Genomic DNA, 18993 nt, shown 5'->3' on the forward strand with positions numbered 1-18993 from the left:
TTAGTCGATGAGCATCTTAGCTGCACCGAATACACCAGCATCATTTCCAAGCTTAGCAAGTGCGAACTTAGCATCTGCACAACCTGGGAATACATATTTCTTAAAGCTTGGCATAAGAAGATCAAAGAGAACGTCTCCAGCTTTAGAAACACCACCACCGATAACGATGATCTCAGGGTTAACAACAGTTGCTACTGCTGCGATTCCCTTTCCAAGGTAATAACCATACTGCTCTGCAGCCTTCTTGCAAAGAGCATCTCCAGCCTTGTAGCCATCAAAGATATCCTTACACTCGAAGTCCTTACCACGAAGAACGCTGTCCTCTGTGCTTGACTCTAAAACTCTTTTTGCAAGTCTTACTGCCCCTGTAGCGCTGGCAAACTGCTCGAAGCAGCCGTGCTTACCGCATCCGCATGAATCTGGCTCATCATCTACAAGATGAATATGTCCGATCTCTCCGCCTGCACCCTTTGCACCTGCAAGGATCTTGCCTTCGATGATGATACCACCACCAACGCCTGTTCCAAGAGTTACAAGAAGCATATTGCGATAGCCCTGTCCACCGCCCTTCCAGGATTCTCCAAGAGCTGCAACATTAGCATCGTTACCAGCCTTTACAGGAAGTTTAAGCTTTGAATGAAGCTCATTAACTACATTCATGTTCTCCCATCCAAGGTTAACTGCCTGATAGCAGATGCCATCAACATTAACTGCACCAGGAACACCGATTCCTGCGCCGATAACGTCGTTATCGTTAAGACCTTTCTCTTTCATCTTGTTTCTGATTGACTCAGCAACATCAGGGATGATCATCTCACCATTGTTCTCTGTTCTGGTAGGAATCTCCCAGAAATCAAGCTTCTCACCTGTCTCTGAAAGAAGTCCGATCTTAGCTGTTGTTCCTCCAACATCTGCTCCAAATACGTAACGTGCCATTTTATTTCTCCTCATTTATAAATATATCTGTCCTATCAATCTTCGTCATCGTCGTCAGATCTTCTCCTTGCAAGAGAATTCTGAACCCTGTTGTAAAGCTCCTGAGCTGCATTATATCCCATAGCCTTCTGTCTGTGGTTAACAGCAGCTGATTCGCAAATAACCGCAAGGTTTCTACCTGGACGGATTGGAATACGGTGGCAAACTACCTTATTACCAAGGTACTCTGTGTACTCCTCTTCCAGACCAAGTCTGTCATATTCCTTATCCTTATCCCAGTCCTCAAGCTTGATAACAAGGTCAATGTTCTGTGTCTCTCTTACGCTTGATACACCGTAAAGGGTCTTAACGTCGATGATACCTACACCTCTCATCTCGATGAAGTGCTTAGTAATGTCTGGTGCTGAACCGATAAGGGTCTCTTCACTTACTCTTCTAAGCTCTACTACATCATCAGATACGAGACGATGTCCTCTCTTGATAAGCTCGATTGCAGTCTCGGACTTACCGATTCCACTCTCACCTGTAATAAGAACACCAACACCATATACATCCACAAGAACACCGTGGATAGAAATGCATGGAGCAAGCTTAACATTGAGCCATCTGATTATCTCTGCCATGAATGCAGAGGTTGATTTCTTAGTAATAAGAACAGGAACCTTCTCTTCAATAGCGATCTTGATAAACAGAGGATCTGGAGTAAGCTCTCTACAGAATACAACACCAGGGATGTCAAAAGAGAGGAACTCTCTGTACATCTTTTCCTTTTCTTCCTGTGAGAATGACTCCATATATGTATATTCTACGAAACCAATTACCTGAAGTCTTGTTGCCTCAAAGTGCTCAAAATAACCTGCAAGCTGAAGCGCTGGTCTGTTGATATCTGGCTGAAGAATTCTGATCTTCCTGATATCAAGCTCCGGTGTCAAATTCTCAAGCTTCATTTTTTCAATGATAGTTTTAAGACTTACACTCGACATTTGTCCCCTCCTAAGAATACATTACATATTTACATTGAACAGATTTCTAAGTTCATTGACGATATCTGCAGAATCTGCATCAATACAAACTGCTTCGTTAACCTCTGATAAGGTCTGGAGATCTTTTTTATCAGATTCATCCATCTCATATCCTATAGTATATACTGAAATACCAAGACCTCCAACTATTGGAGTAATTCTTTTTAATTCATAACCGGCATTCTGCGCTCCGTCAGAAAGAACGAAGAGCATCATGTTAGCATCAGGAATATCCTTCTTAGCATCAATAAGCATCTTCATACCAACAAGTACAGCATCGTAAGTAGCTGTCTGTCCACCAAGCTCTAGATCCTTAACGGCACCGCTAAAGTATGCGCGCTGCTTGTTGTCGAACTGAGCGATTGGAAGGTTGATGTAAACCTTATCACTGTAGCTTACAAGACCGATGTAGCTGCTGGAATCAATGTACTGCATTGTATTAAGAAGAGATTCCTTAAGGGACTTGATACGTGTACCATTCATAGAACCTGAAACGTCAGTAACGAATACAGCAACTGTTGGACGGCTACCGTTCTTGTTAGTCTTCCATACCTTCTGTGCTGAAAGGTAATCAGCACCTGTCATACCATAGTTCTCTGATACATAATCCTCGTGAAGATTGAAGCCACGCTCTGTAGCCATATCCTGGCTTTCCTTAGAAAGGCAGAAGTCTACGAACTGCTTGGCAACTTCCATCTCATTATCATCTGTCCAGCCGAAAGCATATACAGGGTGATCATGACGAACACCTGCTGGTGTATATACGTAATTCTTAAGCTCTGCGTTGTTGATGTAGGTCTGCTCTTCCATTACCATTGCATCGATAATGCCCTTGGCAGCTGAATCCTTAAGGATTGATGTTGTGTAAGCTGCTGTTGGAGCGTTGTTCTGATACTGTACAAGCTGATCAACAGAGCTTGCTGACAATGGATTTGTATTATCAAAAGCATAAAGCATTGAGCAAAGGATGTTCATACCTGTTGCTGATGTGTAAGGGTTAGTGTAGGCAAATACAAGGTCACCAGCGTTAGCCGCTTCCAAAACGCCCTTAACAGTTACTTCGCCGTACTTAGCTGAATATGTGTCATACACATCCTTGGACATAAGGATACCTGCTGTGTTTCCAGCAAGTCTGTCTGTAAGCTTTGTGGTCTTAACGCCGTTTGCTGAGAGCATCTCACCCCACATGTCGTTAGATGGGATATAAAGATCTGGCTGATATCCACCACTTGTAATATAAGTAAGAGTCTCACCTGATGAGATCTTTCTAATTGAAACTGAAACACTCTTTCCATCTACTGTATAGCCAGCCTTGTTGAACTTCTGTCCCACAGCAACCAGCCACTCATCTGGATATGAGCTTCCGCTAAGCTCTGATGGAGCAGCAATCTCAATGTTGATCTCTCCTGTTCCCTCAAGAACCATATCGAAGGTATCGATATCTGCCAGAGAATCTGCAACAGATGCATCTGACATATCAACGTCAAGTCTCGCTTGCACTGTTGTAGGATCGATCTTCTTAACAAAAGAGTTAAGCTCAGTAACAGCGTCATCATAGCTAAGTGAATTAGAAAGCGTTGCGTTCTGTGTAGTGTTAGTGCAAGCAGTTACAGACAACGCAAGTAAGACAGCCAAAGCTCCCTTTAAAAATTTCCCTTTTTTCATATAGTTTCCCACTCCTCTATATTATTAATATTTTAGAATTCTCAGTTATACGTATGTCTCAGTGACTGTCCTATGGCATTGGCATAATCCTGAACCATGGTCACTGCATCCGTGTCCTCATTCTGTTCATTAGTATATCTAGCAAGCTCCAAAAGGAAATCCTGCGAATTCTTGATAAGCTCCTCGTTGCCATCAATTACCTTCTGGAACTCTGTATCGAATTCACCAGAATCCTCAAGGGCAACGTACAGGTTAACCGCACCACGGCAGTTATGATAAAGTGCATTCTTAGCCTGAGAGATAATCCCCTTCATACTCTCAAACTCAGTCATATCGTTAATTCTAAAGAGCTTGTCGTTTCTCTCAACAAACTCATCCATCTGATCCATGTGATCCAGAAGCTTCTCACCAGCCTGTGCAAATCCAGGCTCATCAAGGATAAGCTGATTAACAAGGCCCTTAACGTCCTCTCTCTTCTTGCGGATCATTTCCTCTTCCTGAGCCTTCTTCTTGGCTGCTGCCTTATCTTCCGCGCTCTTCTTGATCTTGTACTTAATAATAGGAAAGGCTGTAAGACCAATACCCAGAAGTGACACAAGGACTGCTGCTATTGTCGCCAGCTTAACCACAAATATACCAGCACCAATGATCATATCTGTTGCATTAACACCGATAGCCACCGCTGCTCCTATTCCCAAAATCATAACCAAAATACCGGTTACAAGTCTCTTTTTATTCATAGTTTATATCCATCTCCATTTTGTATCATTGTTAGAAGATTAATTACATCAACAGTCTTTTTCTGTTTCTGTGCCAGCTCAAGCTTCTCCTTGGCTGTCACTGCCCCATCGATCTGAGCGTCAATAGAAGCAAGGTAAGTCTCCGTGGTTGCCTTGGCATGCATGACCTGAACCACACTAAGCCTTATGGACTCAGACAGCTCTTTTGTCCTATCCAGATTCCCTTCAAGGGCCTGAAGTCTTGCCACATCCTGGTCAATCTCCTGCTTAAGCTTGGCAAAAGAGCCTCTATTTACCTTAAGCTGTAACATATAGGAATTAAGCCCCTTGATGGCAGAAGAAATCTCTGATGACCTTGGGGCCATGATCATACCATATCGCTTTTGCATCTTATCGATGCGCTCAGGATAATCCGCTATTTTCTTTTGAAGTAAAAGTACTTCCATACTACTCATTTAGCAGAAAAAACCACCATTTCTATCAATAATCTGTGAGATATTATATATTATTCCCCTAAAATTTGCCACTCAGTTACTTCATTAACTTTTTTCATTTCTGTTTTAGATAAAAGCTTGTCCTGATCCAGGAACTTAAGGCCCGTTAAGTTCTCCAGGGCTGTGGTGTCTTCGTCTCTTCCAACGCAGTAATATACGTTGTTCACACCATCCTCTAGAACTGTAAGCTTTGTTACCGATGTATACTTGGCATAATCATAATTGTTAGCCAGGTTTGTAAGTCCTTTACTATCCATAGAAGAAAAGGCGTTCATTTCCTCTTCCAGCAACAGATTAGAGATCTTGCTCTCTTCAACTTTGGTGTACTTATCGATAATCCTACCGTACTCATCCAGTGTACACAGCATTTCTCCCCACAAAGAATCTGATATGGAATGAATAACCATAATGCTTCCATCTTCATATACAGAAACCATGTCTTCGGAAAGAACTACCATGTTGGTGCCACAGATTAAGCCATCTGCGGTCATTATTATTGGAACAAATATACTTCCAGCTTCCTGACCATCTTTATCAAAAGTGAAACGAACCAGAATCAGAGTCTCATTCTCATCAACATTATATTCAGCTTTTACTTTCTCGTATCCTGTCTCCTTTGCAGCCTCACCTATAGCTTCACTGTACCTTTGAATAGAAAATCCTTCGTCGGTAATTTTTGAAAGAGTTCTGGTTAATATGATCCTTGCATCTTCTGCCCACTGAGTCCCTTCTATAAAAGGCATTGTAATACCTGCATTTGGAACTATGGTACTGTCGCCAGTAAGAAACCCGTTAAGCTGCGAGTTTTCTACAACTACATCAGGAATTTCAGGCATCTCAACCTGGCCATATTCTATGGCGTTAATCTTAATATCAGTTTCAAAAAGATACAGGGTTTCATAATCACTTAAATATACAGTGGGACTGGAGTGTGAGCCTTTAACATAAACCTTTCTAAGGCTCTTGGTATCATAGTTAAAATAATAGGTTACATTATCCAGTTGCGCATGGACATCGTTATCTACCTGGAATGAGTTAAGAAAATACGAAAGATCATCTCCCTCTATCTTCACTCCCAGGGTCTTATCAACACTGTCTGGATAATAAAAGATCTCGACATTCATCCCGGACAAATCATTTGAAGACAAAGCTAATATCCTCATGACATCTATCTTAGGTGAACATTCACTATCACCATCATACAGAAAAGCCGTTTTAGGCTCTCCATTCTGTAATCCCTTGTACCAGGTGTATTCTGATGCCATTGATTTGTTTTGATTATAATCAGATGCAATACCACCAGTTGCAGAGTAATAACTACTTCCTGTCCCATTAAGCACCGACATATTATTCTTATCATCCAAAAAATATCTGTCGTATAAAAGGGTTGCCTTAATATCAAAACTCTTATTAAACATTAAATTACCCATATTAAGATCACCAGTATAACGGGTATCTTCTGAGTAGCTATACTCCACATCTGCATTTATATGATTGGCATAAGTTAAATCCTCAGCGGCAGCTTCAAACAACTGCCTTGCTGTGATTTCTTTATCTTCTACCTCAATGGCAATATCAAGGCCACTGGCATAAACTTTACCATTTGCATCCTTCAACATTCCAGGCGTGGCTGGTTTACTTATCAGGCTTAATAAGCCCATTATCAGCACAAGGACTGCAAAAAATATTATTGCTGGCCCAAAATCCTTAACTAACTTTTTCAATTTCTATAACTCCCAAAAACTAATATTGTAGTGGCAAGAAGTACACTTCCTCCCAGGTAGTGGTCACATCAACATGCATGGTAACTGCGTCAATGCCTGCTATATTGAGCCCTGTATGAGACCTCATACCACTCCACTCCTTCTCATGGCCTTCTGGAACGTAGTAGACCTTTTGATCTTTACCAACCATGAATTCATATTTGGTTAATGACATCTCCTCTGCGCAAAGGTAATCATTTGCCAGGATTTTTAATCCAGGCCAGTCTGTTTCAGAGAATGCTTTCAACTCGACCTTTACACTAAGATTCGATATCTTCTCTTCCCTGGTCATTTTATATTTCAACGAATAGTATCCGTTAATATCTGAACTATAACATGCTTTCTTATAAAGGCTGTCAGAGATAGTACGGATTATCTCAACATCGCCATTCACAAGATACAAGCACTGATCATTCGCAGATACGATGAAGGTATCATGGCATTGTAACATTCCATCATAATAGGCTAACGGAAATACTATACTGCCTATTTCTTTTTCATCTTGTGAAAAAGAGATTAGAACAAACAATCCGCTGCCTTCATTAAAGTAGGCATAGCTCTTTTCCTTCACTGTTAATCCACGCAAGTCAGCACTCTGTTCCAATGCAGTCAGGAATTCCGGAAAAGAGCTTTCTCCTACTGCAGAGGCCTCTTCCACCATAGCCCTTGCGTCACCCGCCCAGGTACTATCCTCAATAAACGGCGAGTAAACATTTTCTCCTAAATTAAGCGCCTTGTCACCAACAATCATTCCATTGAGGATCCCGTTCTCTACCTGTATCTGCGGAATCTCTACAGGTGTGTGGTCGCCCTGTGGCTCATAATCCATTTCAAAAAACATAAAAGGAGACACATCCCCTTTGGCATATGCATCAACCTCAAGAAGCTTATGAGTATCTGCATCAAACTTATATTTTACTTCATGAATTACCGCATATGGATCAATAGTTCTGGGCAATGCCTCTTGAATCCAATCATCCTTCCCTGCTATGCTCACGTATATATAGCCTTTATCCTGAGAATAGTCTTCAATAGATATTTCCAACTCCGAAGTATCAGTAAGGTCAAGCCACAAAAACTTTCCAACATCTACAATCTGAGCGATGCCTTTGCAACCATTGAATAAGAAGCCATCTTTCTCAACACCATTTTCTTCCCATTTGTAATAAGAGAACTTTACATTCAGATAGCCAGTGACATATTTTTCAGGATTTGAATCACAAATGCTTTTTCCTTCAAGAACGCTCCTGCTGCCATCTTCGCCATAATAGTAGTCGTAAGTAAACTCCTCTTCAACAAAGCTAGAATCTTCGTAATAGCCATGGGCACGTAAGTGACTGGCATAGTAGGTATCCTCATATGCCGCTTCGAAGAGCTTTCTTGCCGTAGTCTCCTGATCATCCAGCTTAAGAACATCATCAAGAACTGCCTGATCATTAGTTGTTGTATCCTTTATCTTATTCTCAGAAGTGTTCTCAAAAAATGCTATGATAAAAACAAATAACGCTACTACTAATGAAAAGTATGCTACTTTCTTTTTCAATTTCTATAACCCCAATTATCATCCGGCATCGTAATCAATAAATGATGCCTTTCCCTTATGTCCCTTCTGCATATTTGATGTGTCGTCATCTTCACTGGTCAGCAGATAGCTCCAGATGTATGTTCCACTCTCGCTAAGGGTGTAATACTCTTCAGAATAAAGAGCGTCAGTCATCTCAAACTTAACCAAAATGCCGCCATCGGAGTAGCAGGTCAGTTCTCCATCGGAAGACAATGCCAGAGCATTCTGATTTATCTCCACTGCTCCGTCCTTTTTTATTGGAACGAAGATGTATCCGACTTCACTTCCATCCTTGATAAAGGAATAACGTAAAAGAACTGTCTCTCCATCATAGAGGACTGCATAGCTCTTTTTAACATCGTTTAGGCCCTGGTCTAAAGCTTTCCAGATCAATACCTGTTCAAAATAACCGATAGTTGGCGATTGCCCTTCCAAGGCAGAAACTGTATCATTCCAAATGGATGACGCTGTCTCACTCCAACCGCTCTGATCAATTTGAGAGATCTGCATGTCAGCGCCCAAGCTTATTGCTACATTTCCCAACAGAATATCATTTATCCTAGCATTACCGTCAGTTACCACAGGAATTTCAAAATCAGGGTTGCCTTCTCCTGGCTCGAAATTCGGCATAACCTTCAATATGCAGGAATATTTTTCCTCATATGCTTCAATACTCTTCAATTTGTGTGTGTGTTGGTCAAAACGATACTTAACAAATTCAATATAAAAAGCATTAGCCTTCTGCCAGGGTAATACCTTCTCATCCCAGTAGTTCCTGCCACTGAGGGTTACGTAATAGTCTCCACCTTCATTTAGATTCTCTTGTAAAGTCACCTCTAAGCTTGACGTGTTAGTAAGGTCCGGCCATAAAAGAGCTTCTATATTCATTTGCTGCGCAACTTGTTTATATCCATCGTACAGAAATGCTGACTTTGCTTCGCCATCTTCATTCCATCTATAGTATGTAAATGTAGCCTTAGGGTTCTCTTCATCAGAAGAGTTATATCGGCTCAGGTGGAAAATACCATTTCCCTCAAGAATGCTTTTCCAATTGCCATCATTGTAATAATAATCATAGGTGAAGTCGTCATCTACAATATATCCATCACCATATGTTCCCTTGGCACTAAGGTGTTTAGCGTAATAAGTATCTTCATACAAAGCCTCAAACAGTTGTCTTACTGTTATTTCCTGATCTTCACGAACCACTATCTCATCAAGTGCTTCCTGTGCATCCTTTTTATCAGTATTAGTTGTGTCCGCAATTCCTACAGTTGAGTATGTATCCTTCTTCGGCTTTTCTCCCTTTAACGAATTGGATATCATTATGAACACAATCAACAGCAATGCAATTCCCACTGTTAAATAATGAAATGCATGTACATCATCTTTCAAAACTCAATTATCTCCAATTTCTAACTCAATTTCCAAATGAAACCTCATCAACGGTTACTGTTCCGCTGTAGGTTCTATCTATAATCCAATTCATCATGTTTGTGGTGTTATCGCTACCCTTCATTTCCACTTTCTTGAGTTTATGATAGGCATCGCGAGTGAAATAGTAATCTATTTCGGATATGCAATAAATCCCATAAACATTACCATCAACAAAAGCATCTGATATTAAGTCACAACAACTAGTTCCAAAAAAGGATATTTTGATATAATCAAGATCTCCATTTATTTCCATGCTTGTCTTATTCAGCTTGGTAAGATCTGGGACTAAGATTTTCTCCAGATCAATTATAGCTACAGGGCCGTCTCTGTCATAATCCTCAGGAGATCCTATCTCCTCCCCGTTAGCCATTCCGCCATAGTAAGTGTAGTTTGCTCTGTCATCAGTATCTCCAGAGTATCCATAGAAGCTTGTTAATGTAGGTTTTATTCTTTGAAATTCCCCCTCACCTGACAATGTCCATTTATAGTTTTCAGAATCTGTGTAATACCTGTCATACTTTATATCAAAAGATGCATTCTCATCACTTAGTGTAAATGTGCCACTTGCTCCTTTAACTCCACTCTTTGACAGGTCAGAAGATGTTTTCTCTGTCTTATAAAAAGATCCTGTTGCCTTCAAATGACTAGCATATGAAATATCCTCCGCAGACGCCTCAAACAACTGCGCTACCGTAATCTTTTGATCGTCGATAGTTATTCCTCTCTCCATCGGAGGCTTGAAGCTATCATTTTCCCTTACACTTTTAGAAACATATAAAATTAAGCCTATGATAATGATCATAGGCAAAAAAGCAAATAACTCATCAAATAGTTTCCTAACTTTTTTCAACGTCAATCTCCCCTAAAGTATCTGTATATTTCCTCCGCCACGGATTCTGGAATCTCAGAAACCTGAGATAGCTCTTCGACGGTGGCGTTCTTGATGTCTTCGATTGATTTAAAGCTTCGCATGAGAGCTTTCTTCCTTGATGGTCCAATGCCAGGAATGTCGTCCAAGACACTCTTAACCTGGGATTTGCTACGAAGTGATCTGTGATACTCGATGGCAAATCTGTGGGCCTCGTCCTGAATTCTGGTGATGAGCTTAAAGCCCTCGGACCTTGTGTCTATCGGAAGCTCCACATTGTTGTAGTAGAGGCCTCTGGTTCTGTGGTTGTCGTCCTTAACCATTCCGCATACAGGAATGCTGATTCCAAGCTCTTCAAGAACCTGAAGGCATATATTAACCTGTCCTCGGCCACCATCCATAAGGATGAGATCCGGGAACTTGGTAAAGCTGCCATACTGGGCATCTATATCCCTTACTTCCAGGTCATGTCTTTCTTCTATTCCGTGAAGGAGACGCCTTGTAAGCACCTCATGCATGCAGGCATAATCATCAGGTCCTGCAACAGACTTGATCCTGAACTTACGGTAATCACTCTTCTTGGCCTTACCCTTCTCAAACACAACCATGGAACCAACATTGGCAAAGCCGCTGATATTGGATATATCATAGGCCTCCATTCTGTTAAGTCCCTTGATTCCAAGGATAGCCTCTATCTCTTTGACAGCACCAATGGTTCTGCCTTCTTCTCTTTTAATTCGTTCCTTGTCCTTGCTAAGAACCAAAGCTGCATTCTGAGCCGCAAGCTCCATCAGCTTTTCCTTCTGGCCCCTCTCAGGAACAGTGATGTACACTCTGCTTCCCTTTCTCTGGGTCAGCCACTTCTCGATGATCTCCATGTCCTCGATAGGTTCAGGCAGCATCAGCTCCCTTGGAATAAATGGAGTTCCTGCGTAGAACTGCTTAACGAAGTTAAGAAGGATCTCTGCCTGTGGATTCTCTGACACATGAGTCATGTAGAAATGCTCTCTGCCAATAAGACGACCATCTCTTACGAAGAACACCTGAACAACAGCGTCCTTGTCATCTGAAGCAATAGCCACAATATCCTTATCCTCCATGGAGGAGTCAGTCATCTTCTGCTTCTGGGCCACAACCTTAACACTGGTTAAAAGATCTCTATACTTAGCCGCCGCTTCAAAATCAAGCTCTTCAGAAGCAGCCTCCATCTTGTCCTGTAAATCCTTAATAATCACGCCATAATTACCATTTAGGAAATCCAGAGCCTTATCAATTCTCTCCCTGTATTCCTCCTTGGATACATTACCGGTACATGGGCCACAGCACTGATTCATGTGGTAATTAAGGCAAGGTCTGTCAACGCCAATGTCCCTTGGAAGAACCCTGTTACAGTTCCTAAGACCATAGATCTTATTGATAAGATCAATGGTGTCCTTAACAGCTGCTGCGCTGGTGAAGGGTCCAAAATATCTGGATTTATCTTTTTTCATAAGACGCGAAAAAAGTATCCTAGGATATTCCTCGGACACGGTTACTTTAATGTATGGGTAGGTTTTATCATCTTTTAACAGGGTATTATATCTGGGACAGTGCTCCTTGATGAGATTGTTCTCAAGCACAAGAGCCTCTAGTTCTGAATCTGTTACGATGTATTCAAACCTGGCAATCTGCTTAACCATCTGGTCGATCTGAGGGCCACGACCAATGTTGGCACGAAAATACGACCTTACACGGTTGTGAAGGTTGATAGCCTTTCCAACATACATGATGGTGTCATTCTCATCATGCATGATGTAAACGCCAGGTTTATTAGGAAGCTTTTTAAGCTCCTCTTTGATATCAAAATTACTCATTTGGGTCAATGTTGATCAACACCGCTGATATATTATCAGCTTCACCTCTCAATTTTAGCTTTTCAACAAGGCCATCCAATCCTTCCTTCATCTTGGTCTCGGAAGTGCATGCCTTAGGCATTGCTACGGCCTTGATCTCGCTCATGGAGAGTTTGCGCCAGAATCCGTCGGAGCATAAAAGAACTGAGCTCAAGTCTTTTATTTTGCCGTCAACGAATTGAGGTGTTACGCTCTCTGAAGCGCCAATACACTGTAAAAGGACACTCTTCTGTGGGCTCTTCTCAGCTTCCTTCTGAGTCATCATGCCCTTATCTATCATGTCCTGAACTACGCTCTGATCATGGGTTAAGAGCTTATCTCCCTTCTTATCAAAGGAGTAAAGTCTTGAATCTCCAACGTTCATGATAAGATAATCTCTATCTATACAAATGAAAGCAACTGTTGTCGTGCCAAGAACGATTCCGTTGTCTGTACCATATTTAATGAGATGGGCATTTATCTCTGATGCAAGGATTGCCCATTCTCTCTTAATATCCTCTATTACCTCTACGCCTGACCCTGAGATCTTAACCTCATCAAGCTTCTCTGTAACATTCTTCTTGGAAAGTATTACTGGAAGCTCGCTGGTGAACCATTTCTCGAATCGTCCAACAGCAGATGCACTTGCCACTTCTCCGCAGGAGAGGCCTCCCATTCCATCACAGAGAACAGCCATTGCTATTCTTCCATATCTCTCAGTATTGGCAACCTTGACCATTGCCGCATCCTGATTAACTTTCTTAACTATTCCTTTATCTGTACTTATGCAAAGCTTATACTTCATCCTAAAGAGCCTCTTGTTTAGACTTATAATGTAGCGCCAAACTATGCGATTTTTAGTTTGACACACAACATTATATATGGTTTCAGTATAAAATTGCAAAAAATAAGTATTTCTTCAAAATTATTTTTTTACAGGCAAGTACTGAACCGCAATTCTGTTCTCTGGATTAGCATCTACCAGATAAAGAACTATTACAAAAATCCACTCCAGTGGCTTCATTATAAAGTAGGTAGCATCACAGGCTGTCTTATTGAAGCGGATATAATTGGATATCGGGAAGCCATACTTATCGTAAAAGTTCCTGACTGCTCTGTGAAAATGTGGAGTGTGTTCCTCAAGGACATTTTCAAAGGCATTGGCCACCATGAGCTGTCTGTTAACCACAACCCTATGTCCGTGACGCTGTCCCATTCTTACAGGCTTAACAATATCTCGATGTCCGCCCGCTGCAACTGTGCAAAGGTAATGCATGTCATAATCAAGATCCTGTGGAGCAATCTTGGTTGAAAGTGTCCAATCCGCTGTCTCTGTAAAAGCTCTTATAGCCTTATCCGGTGTCTGACCAAACAGTGTAAGTATAATAAGCACAATGCCCAAAAGTGGCAGCACAAAAAGAAGTCCATAAATCGGCCAGGTATTTGCATTAGCCAGCTTTCTGTTAAGAGAATTCATAAGGTCATTTTTATTGTAATAATCGACGCTATGCTCAGGAACTTCATTCCACTCAGTTATCTTTTCCTTGATCAGAGAACCCATCATGATAAAGATATTAAATGGCAAAAGAAATATCGGCCAATAATTTATTCTAGGCCCCACCTGAACCATGAATGCTATGATCACTCCTACCTGGATATACATGGCTGCTATGCATGTGACAGATACAATAGGTGACAGCTTTCTTGGACCTGTCAGTGCCAGGACAGAGAAGCCAATCACGCCAACCAGGAAAAGAACTATGACTGAAGGCAAACCTCCTGTCCATATGATCTGATGGGTCTTTGTGTAATGAAGTGCTTCGTACCATGGTGCGTAGGAATCCGCCATAAACATGTACCACAACCAAGAGCAAGCCACTCCCAGTACAAGTGTTATCGCCCAGTTAAGTCTAAGTGATATCTTTCCAATAAGACCGTCAAATAGTCCCAAAATATTGGTGATGGTCAATAGTATTGGATATGCTGTGATCATAAGTAACAAAATGCACGCTCCGCAACTATTGAAAAAACCTCTTATTCCCCAACCATTTCCCAAATACTTGCTTATAAAACCAAGGGTTCCAAATCCAACGCCCAGAATCAGCAATACTCCAATTCCAATTAGTGTGAACCACTTTCTGATAAAGTTCATATTCAAACTCCTCATTATTATGTCTTCATATACTAATACAGATGGCACTTCTAATTTGTTGCATGCCCAAAGAAAAAAGGCAAAAGCATTTCTGCCTTTGCCTTAATGATTCTATTTAATTACTGCTTGTCAAAATCCTCTGGCACGTGTGAAAATCTTCCACCGCCCTGATTCTGCTGACTTCCTGTGTTGCCCCAGTTAATTCCTCCCTGGTTGTCTGGAGTGTTATTGTTGTTATCATTAACTGGATTCTGAGGAGCGTCATTGTTCTGAGGAGCAACGCCCTCGCCCTGAGCTGGGCCATTCTGAACTCCCGCATCAGAAACCTGTGCGTCAAAGGAGCTCTTATTATCATCCTTGCCCTTAACTGGAACGTTCTCACCAACAACGGCTGACTCAGGTCTTGTAGCGTAGATACGCTTAGCCTTTGCAGCTTCCTTCTCTTCCTCTGTTGGCTCAGGAATATTCTCGCTGGCGCGATAGATATCCATGAACTCCTTACCTGTGATAGTCTCGCGCTCGATAAGGAACTGTGCGATCTTATCCATGGTATCAAGGTGTGCTCTTACGATCTCTTTAGACTTCGCATAGCACTCATCAAGGAGCTTCTTAACTTCCTGATCTATAAGGGTCTCAGTCTCATAACTACAGTTAAGAGTTCTGTTAGCATCAAGATATCTGTTCTGAATAGATTCAAGCTGGATAAGTCCGAACTTCTCACTCATACCGTAGAGAGTGATCATGCTGCGGGCAATTGATGTAGCTCTTTCTATATCATTAAATGCTCCAGTTGTAACTGTGTTGAAGATAACCTCTTCGGCAGCACGTCCTGCAAGCAGTGTGTAGAGCTCATCCATAAGCTCTTCCTTGGTCTGAAGATGATTCTCATCCTCTGGAACCTGAAGAACATAACCAAGAGTACCTCTTGTTCTTGGAACAATTGTGATCTTCTGAACTGGCTCTGTGTTCTTAAGAACAGCTGTTACGATAGCGTGACCAACCTCGTGGTAAGCAACGATCTTACGCTCTTCCTTGCTAAGGATTCTGTCTTTCTTTTCCTTACCAAGTTCAACCTGTTCAACGGCCTCTAAAAGGTCCTTCTGACTTACGTATTCTCTATTGTCCTTAACTGCGATGATAGCAGCCTCGTTGATCATGTTAGCAAGGTCAGAACCAACTGCTCCGCTGGTTGCAAGAGCAACTTCCTTAAGGTTAACGGTCTCATCCATCTTAACATCCTTGGAATGAACCTTGAGAATCTCTTCTCTACCCTTAAGATCAGGCTTATCAACAGTGATTCGCCTATCGAAACGACCTGGACGTAAAAGAGCTTTATCCAGGATCTCAGGTCTGTTGGTAGCACCAAGAACGAGAACACCCTTTGAAGAATCAAATCCATCCATCTCTGAAAGGAGCTGGTTAAGTGTCTGCTCACGTTCTTCGTTACCGCCGCCGTACTTACTGTCACGGCTACGACCGATGGCATCAATCTCATCGATAAAGATGATACATGGTGCATTCTTGTTAGCTTCATTGAAAAGATCTCTTACACGGCTGGCACCAACACCAACGTAGAGCTCTATGAAATCTGAACCTGCAAGTGAATAGAAAGGAACATGTGCCTCGCCGGCAACAGCCTTGGCAAGAAGTGTCTTACCTGTTCCTGGAGGTCCTACGAGAAGGGCTCCCTTAGGAAGCTTAGCACCGATCTTGGCATATTTGCCTGGGTTGTGAAGGAAGTCTACAACCTCTACGAGGGATTCCTTCGCTTCATCCTCTCCGGCAACATCCTTAAATGTTACGCCTGTTTCCTTCTGAACATAAACCTTAGCTGTGCTTCTGCCAACGCTAAGTGGTCCGCCGCCTTTGCCCATCTTCTTAAAGATGAAGCTGAGAACCAGCCACATAAGTGCGATAGGAACAATGTAAGTAAGAAGGAATGTAATGATAAGTCCTGAATTATCAGGAACCTCACTGGTTACTACAATGCCAAGCTCAAGCATTCTCTCTGTAAGATCGCTGTCAAACTCGGCCTTTCCTGTAAAGTAAGTCTTAGAAGACTTACCGGTTATAAACTGATATCCGTACCCATGCTGTTGATCTTCATAACCAACTGGGTAGATAACTATGCGGTCATCCTGGATCTCGATCTTTTCGATCTCGCCCTTATCTGCCATCTGGAGGAATTCAGAATAGGTCAGCTCTTCGCTGGTACTATCAGAAAACGCTCTAAGAAAAGTAGACATGAATAAAAGAGTGATAACCGCAGCCACAACAAGAAGAATTATATTCTGTCTTCTTGGACTATTCTGGTTATTATTCTGGGAGTTATTTCCCTGATTTTGATTATTTTCCATGCTTTATTTTCCAATCTTATTTCTACTTATAAATATGTTACAAAGCTTTTTGACATTTGAACACTCGTATCTTACTATTATATAGAGTGCAATTTAATATTTCAATCCGATTATTTTAGAATTGCTTCCTTAAATATGAATCTTTTATAAACAATTTGCAATTCCATCTAGATTTTCTAGCTTCAAATATATATAATAAGACTTTGTTTTGTTCTTTAAATCAAATAATATCTCGTCAATAATCAGGAGGAATTTTTCTAATGGCAGTTAAGTACATCTTTGTCACAGGTGGTGTAGTATCAGGTTTAGGAAAGGGAATCACGGCAGCTTCTCTGGGCCGTCTATTAAAGGCCCGCGGATATAAAGTTACGATGCAGAAGTTTGACCCCTACATCAACATCGATCCTGGCACTATGAACCCTGTTCAGCACGGCGAAGTATTCGTCACTGAAGATGGTACTGAAACTGACCTCGACCTTGGTCACTATGAGAGATTTATTGACGAGAATCTTGATAAAAATTCTAATGTAACTACCGGTAAGATTTACTGGTCCGTACTTCAGAAAGAGCGCCGCGGAGATTACGGCGGACGCACAGTTCAGGTAATTCCTCACATTACTAACGAGATTAAGAGCAAGTTCTACCGCAACTTTACAGATGACGAGACACGTATCGCCATTATCGAGGTTGGTGGAACCGTGGGTGATATTGAATCACAGCCTTTCCTTGAGGCAATCAGACAGTTCCAGCACGAGGTTGGTCGTGAGAACGCAATGCTTATTCTTGTTTCTCTCATTCCTTACCTTCGCTGCTCACAGGAGATCAAGACAAAGCCTACACAGTCAGCAGTTAAGACTATGCAGGGAATGGGTCTTCAGCCAGACGTTATCGTATGTAGAACTGAGATCGAGCTCGATCAGGAGACAAAGGACAAGATAGCTCTTTTCTGTAATGTTCCAAGCTCTCACGTTCTTAACAACCTTGATCTTGAGTATTTATATGAAGCTCCTCTTGCAATGGAAAAAGAGCGTTTGGCTCACGTTGCATGTGAGTGTCTCAACCTTGAGTGCCCAGAACCAGATCTTACAGACTGGAAGGCAATGGTTGATACTCTCTACTCTCTCAAGCATGAAGTAAAGGTTGCTCTTGTTGGTAAGTATACACAGCTTCACGATGCATATATTTCAGTAGTAGAAGCTCTTAAGCACGGTGGTATTTCTAATCAGACCGCTGTTGATATTAAATGGGTAGATTCAGAAGAGGTTAATGAAGAGAATGTTGCTTCCTTCTTCCAGGATGTAGATGGAATCATCGTTCCAGGTGGATTTGGAGACAGAGGTATCGAGGGTATGATCTATTCTATCCAGTATGCCCGTGAGAACAACATTCCATTCCTTGGACTTTGCCTTGGTATGCAGCTTGCAATTATTGAGTTTGCAAGAAATGTTATTGGATATAAGGATGCTCATTCTATTGAGTTTGATCCTAATACTACACATCCTATGATAGCTCTTTTACCAGATCAGAATGGTGTTGAGGATATCGGCGGAACACTTCGTCTTGGATCATATCCTTGCGTACTTGATAAGGATTCTAAGGCTTACGAGTTATTTGGTTCTGAGAATATTACAGAGCGTCATCGTCACAGATATGAGGTTAACAATGACTTCAGAGCTGTACTTACATCTAACGGCATGAAGCTCTGCGGTATGTCACCAGATGGACGTATTGTTGAGATGATCGAACTTCCAGACAATAACTTCCACATGGCAACGCAGGCTCACCCAGAGCTTAAGTCCAGACCTAACCGTCCACATCCATTGTTCTCTGGCTTCATCAAGGCTTCACTTGAGCATGAGAAGAACAGATAAGAATTGGCTACGCGGGAGGCCGTGCAGAAGGGTGAACGAAGGCCCAGACGTTCACGTTTCCTCACCGTGATCTACATCAACTTAAAAACAGATAACTGTCTCATTTCACTTTGTTCAGAGAAATCGACAGTTATCTGTTTTTTCGTTGTGTATATCATCGGCTCGTGCAAATGCTCACTTCTGGGCCTTCATTCAACCTCCTGCACTCACATCTTGCGTTAGTTCATTAATATCAACTATTATCTCCAGCTCT

Annotated in this window: 14 protein-coding genes; 1 reads left to right on the top strand and 13 read right to left on the bottom strand. The window is 41.7% G+C overall.

The features are described from left to right. The 13 genes from T541_RS0110230 to ftsH form a co-directional block, all read right to left on the bottom strand. Positions 1–936, bottom strand: coding sequence for an ROK family glucokinase (locus T541_RS0110230; RefSeq protein WP_026652653.1), 936 nt, complete (start codon positions 934–936; stop codon positions 1–3). Positions 937–971: 35 nt separating this feature from the next. After that, the gene (gene hprK, locus T541_RS0110235; protein WP_026652654.1) at positions 972–1919 is read right to left on the bottom strand and encodes an HPr(Ser) kinase/phosphatase; all 948 of its coding nucleotides are present in this window, start codon (positions 1917–1919) and stop codon (positions 972–974) included. Positions 1920–1940: 21 nt separating this feature from the next. Then, on the bottom strand, positions 1941–3623 hold the full coding sequence (locus T541_RS0110240) for a vWA domain-containing protein (protein WP_026652655.1): 1683 nt from the start codon (positions 3621–3623) through the stop codon (positions 1941–1943). A gap of 41 nt (positions 3624–3664) precedes the next feature. Next, a complete protein-coding gene (locus tag T541_RS0110245) occupies positions 3665–4363 on the bottom strand; it encodes a hypothetical protein (RefSeq protein WP_026652656.1) in 699 nt (232 codons plus the stop codon). Further along, positions 4360–4818 carry a hypothetical protein gene (locus T541_RS0110250; RefSeq protein WP_026652657.1) on the bottom strand — a complete coding sequence of 153 codons (459 nt, stop codon included), beginning with the start codon at positions 4816–4818 and terminating at the stop codon, positions 4360–4362. The genes T541_RS0110245 and T541_RS0110250 overlap by 4 nt, the downstream gene beginning before the upstream one ends. A 50-nt stretch (positions 4819–4868) precedes the next feature. After that, entirely contained in the window at positions 4869–6581 is a 1713-nt protein-coding gene (locus T541_RS0110255) for a hypothetical protein (RefSeq protein WP_026652658.1), read from the bottom strand. Positions 6582–6600: 19 nt separating this feature from the next. Continuing rightward, positions 6601–8163, bottom strand: a complete 1563-nt coding sequence (locus T541_RS0110260) for a hypothetical protein (protein WP_026652659.1) — start codon at positions 8161–8163, stop codon at positions 6601–6603. Positions 8164–8181: 18 nt separating this feature from the next. Beyond that, the gene (locus T541_RS0110265; RefSeq protein WP_026652660.1) at positions 8182–9579 is read right to left on the bottom strand and encodes a hypothetical protein; all 1398 of its coding nucleotides are present in this window, start codon (positions 9577–9579) and stop codon (positions 8182–8184) included. A gap of 25 nt (positions 9580–9604) precedes the next feature. Further along, on the bottom strand, positions 9605–10471 hold the full coding sequence (locus T541_RS0110270; protein WP_034466737.1) for a hypothetical protein: 867 nt from the start codon (positions 10469–10471) through the stop codon (positions 9605–9607). Positions 10472–10473: 2 nt separating this feature from the next. Then, positions 10474–12342, bottom strand: coding sequence for an excinuclease ABC subunit UvrC (uvrC, locus tag T541_RS0110275; protein ID WP_026652662.1), 1869 nt, complete (start codon positions 12340–12342; stop codon positions 10474–10476). Then, on the bottom strand, positions 12335–13165 hold the full coding sequence (locus T541_RS0110280; RefSeq protein WP_026652663.1) for a PP2C family protein-serine/threonine phosphatase: 831 nt from the start codon (positions 13163–13165) through the stop codon (positions 12335–12337). The genes uvrC and T541_RS0110280 overlap by 8 nt, the downstream gene beginning before the upstream one ends. A gap of 120 nt (positions 13166–13285) precedes the next feature. Continuing rightward, complete coding sequence (locus T541_RS0110285; RefSeq protein ID WP_051538193.1) at positions 13286–14512, bottom strand: DUF6688 domain-containing protein; 1227 nt, start codon at positions 14510–14512, stop codon at positions 13286–13288. Positions 14513–14631: 119 nt separating this feature from the next. Beyond that, positions 14632–16869, bottom strand: a complete 2238-nt coding sequence (ftsH, locus tag T541_RS19355; RefSeq protein WP_081779933.1) for an ATP-dependent zinc metalloprotease FtsH — start codon at positions 16867–16869, stop codon at positions 14632–14634. A gap of 260 nt (positions 16870–17129) precedes the next feature. Between ftsH and T541_RS0110295 the strand changes: the two genes are divergently transcribed. Continuing rightward, on the top strand, positions 17130–18740 hold the full coding sequence (locus T541_RS0110295) for a CTP synthase (RefSeq protein ID WP_026652665.1): 1611 nt from the start codon (positions 17130–17132) through the stop codon (positions 18738–18740). Positions 18741–18993 lie beyond the last annotated feature (253 nt).

Source organism: Butyrivibrio proteoclasticus P6B7, assembly GCF_000622085.1.
GTDB classification, from domain to species: domain Bacteria; phylum Bacillota; class Clostridia; order Lachnospirales; family Lachnospiraceae; genus Butyrivibrio; species Butyrivibrio proteoclasticus_A.

What these genes read in the sequence shown, in the direction of transcription:
- T541_RS0110295 (WP_026652665.1), top strand. Translation starts at nt 17,130, where the DNA reads ATGGCAGTTAAGTACATCTTTGTCACAGGTGGTGTAGTATCAGGTTTA.
- T541_RS0110245 (WP_026652656.1), bottom strand. Translation starts at nt 4,363, where the DNA reads ATGAATAAAAAGAGACTTGTAACCGGTATTTTGGTTATGATTTTGGGA.
- ftsH (WP_081779933.1), bottom strand. Translation starts at nt 16,869, where the DNA reads ATGGAAAATAATCAAAATCAGGGAAATAACTCCCAGAATAATAACCAG.
- T541_RS0110285 (WP_051538193.1), bottom strand. Translation starts at nt 14,512, where the DNA reads ATGAACTTTATCAGAAAGTGGTTCACACTAATTGGAATTGGAGTATTG.
- hprK (WP_026652654.1), bottom strand. Translation starts at nt 1,919, where the DNA reads ATGTCGAGTGTAAGTCTTAAAACTATCATTGAAAAAATGAAGCTTGAG.
- T541_RS0110230 (WP_026652653.1), bottom strand. Translation starts at nt 936, where the DNA reads ATGGCACGTTACGTATTTGGAGCAGATGTTGGAGGAACAACAGCTAAG.
- T541_RS0110280 (WP_026652663.1), bottom strand. Translation starts at nt 13,165, where the DNA reads ATGAAGTATAAGCTTTGCATAAGTACAGATAAAGGAATAGTTAAGAAA.
- T541_RS0110250 (WP_026652657.1), bottom strand. Translation starts at nt 4,818, where the DNA reads ATGAGTAGTATGGAAGTACTTTTACTTCAAAAGAAAATAGCGGATTAT.
- T541_RS0110240 (WP_026652655.1), bottom strand. Translation starts at nt 3,623, where the DNA reads ATGAAAAAAGGGAAATTTTTAAAGGGAGCTTTGGCTGTCTTACTTGCG.
- uvrC (WP_026652662.1), bottom strand. Translation starts at nt 12,342, where the DNA reads ATGAGTAATTTTGATATCAAAGAGGAGCTTAAAAAGCTTCCTAATAAA.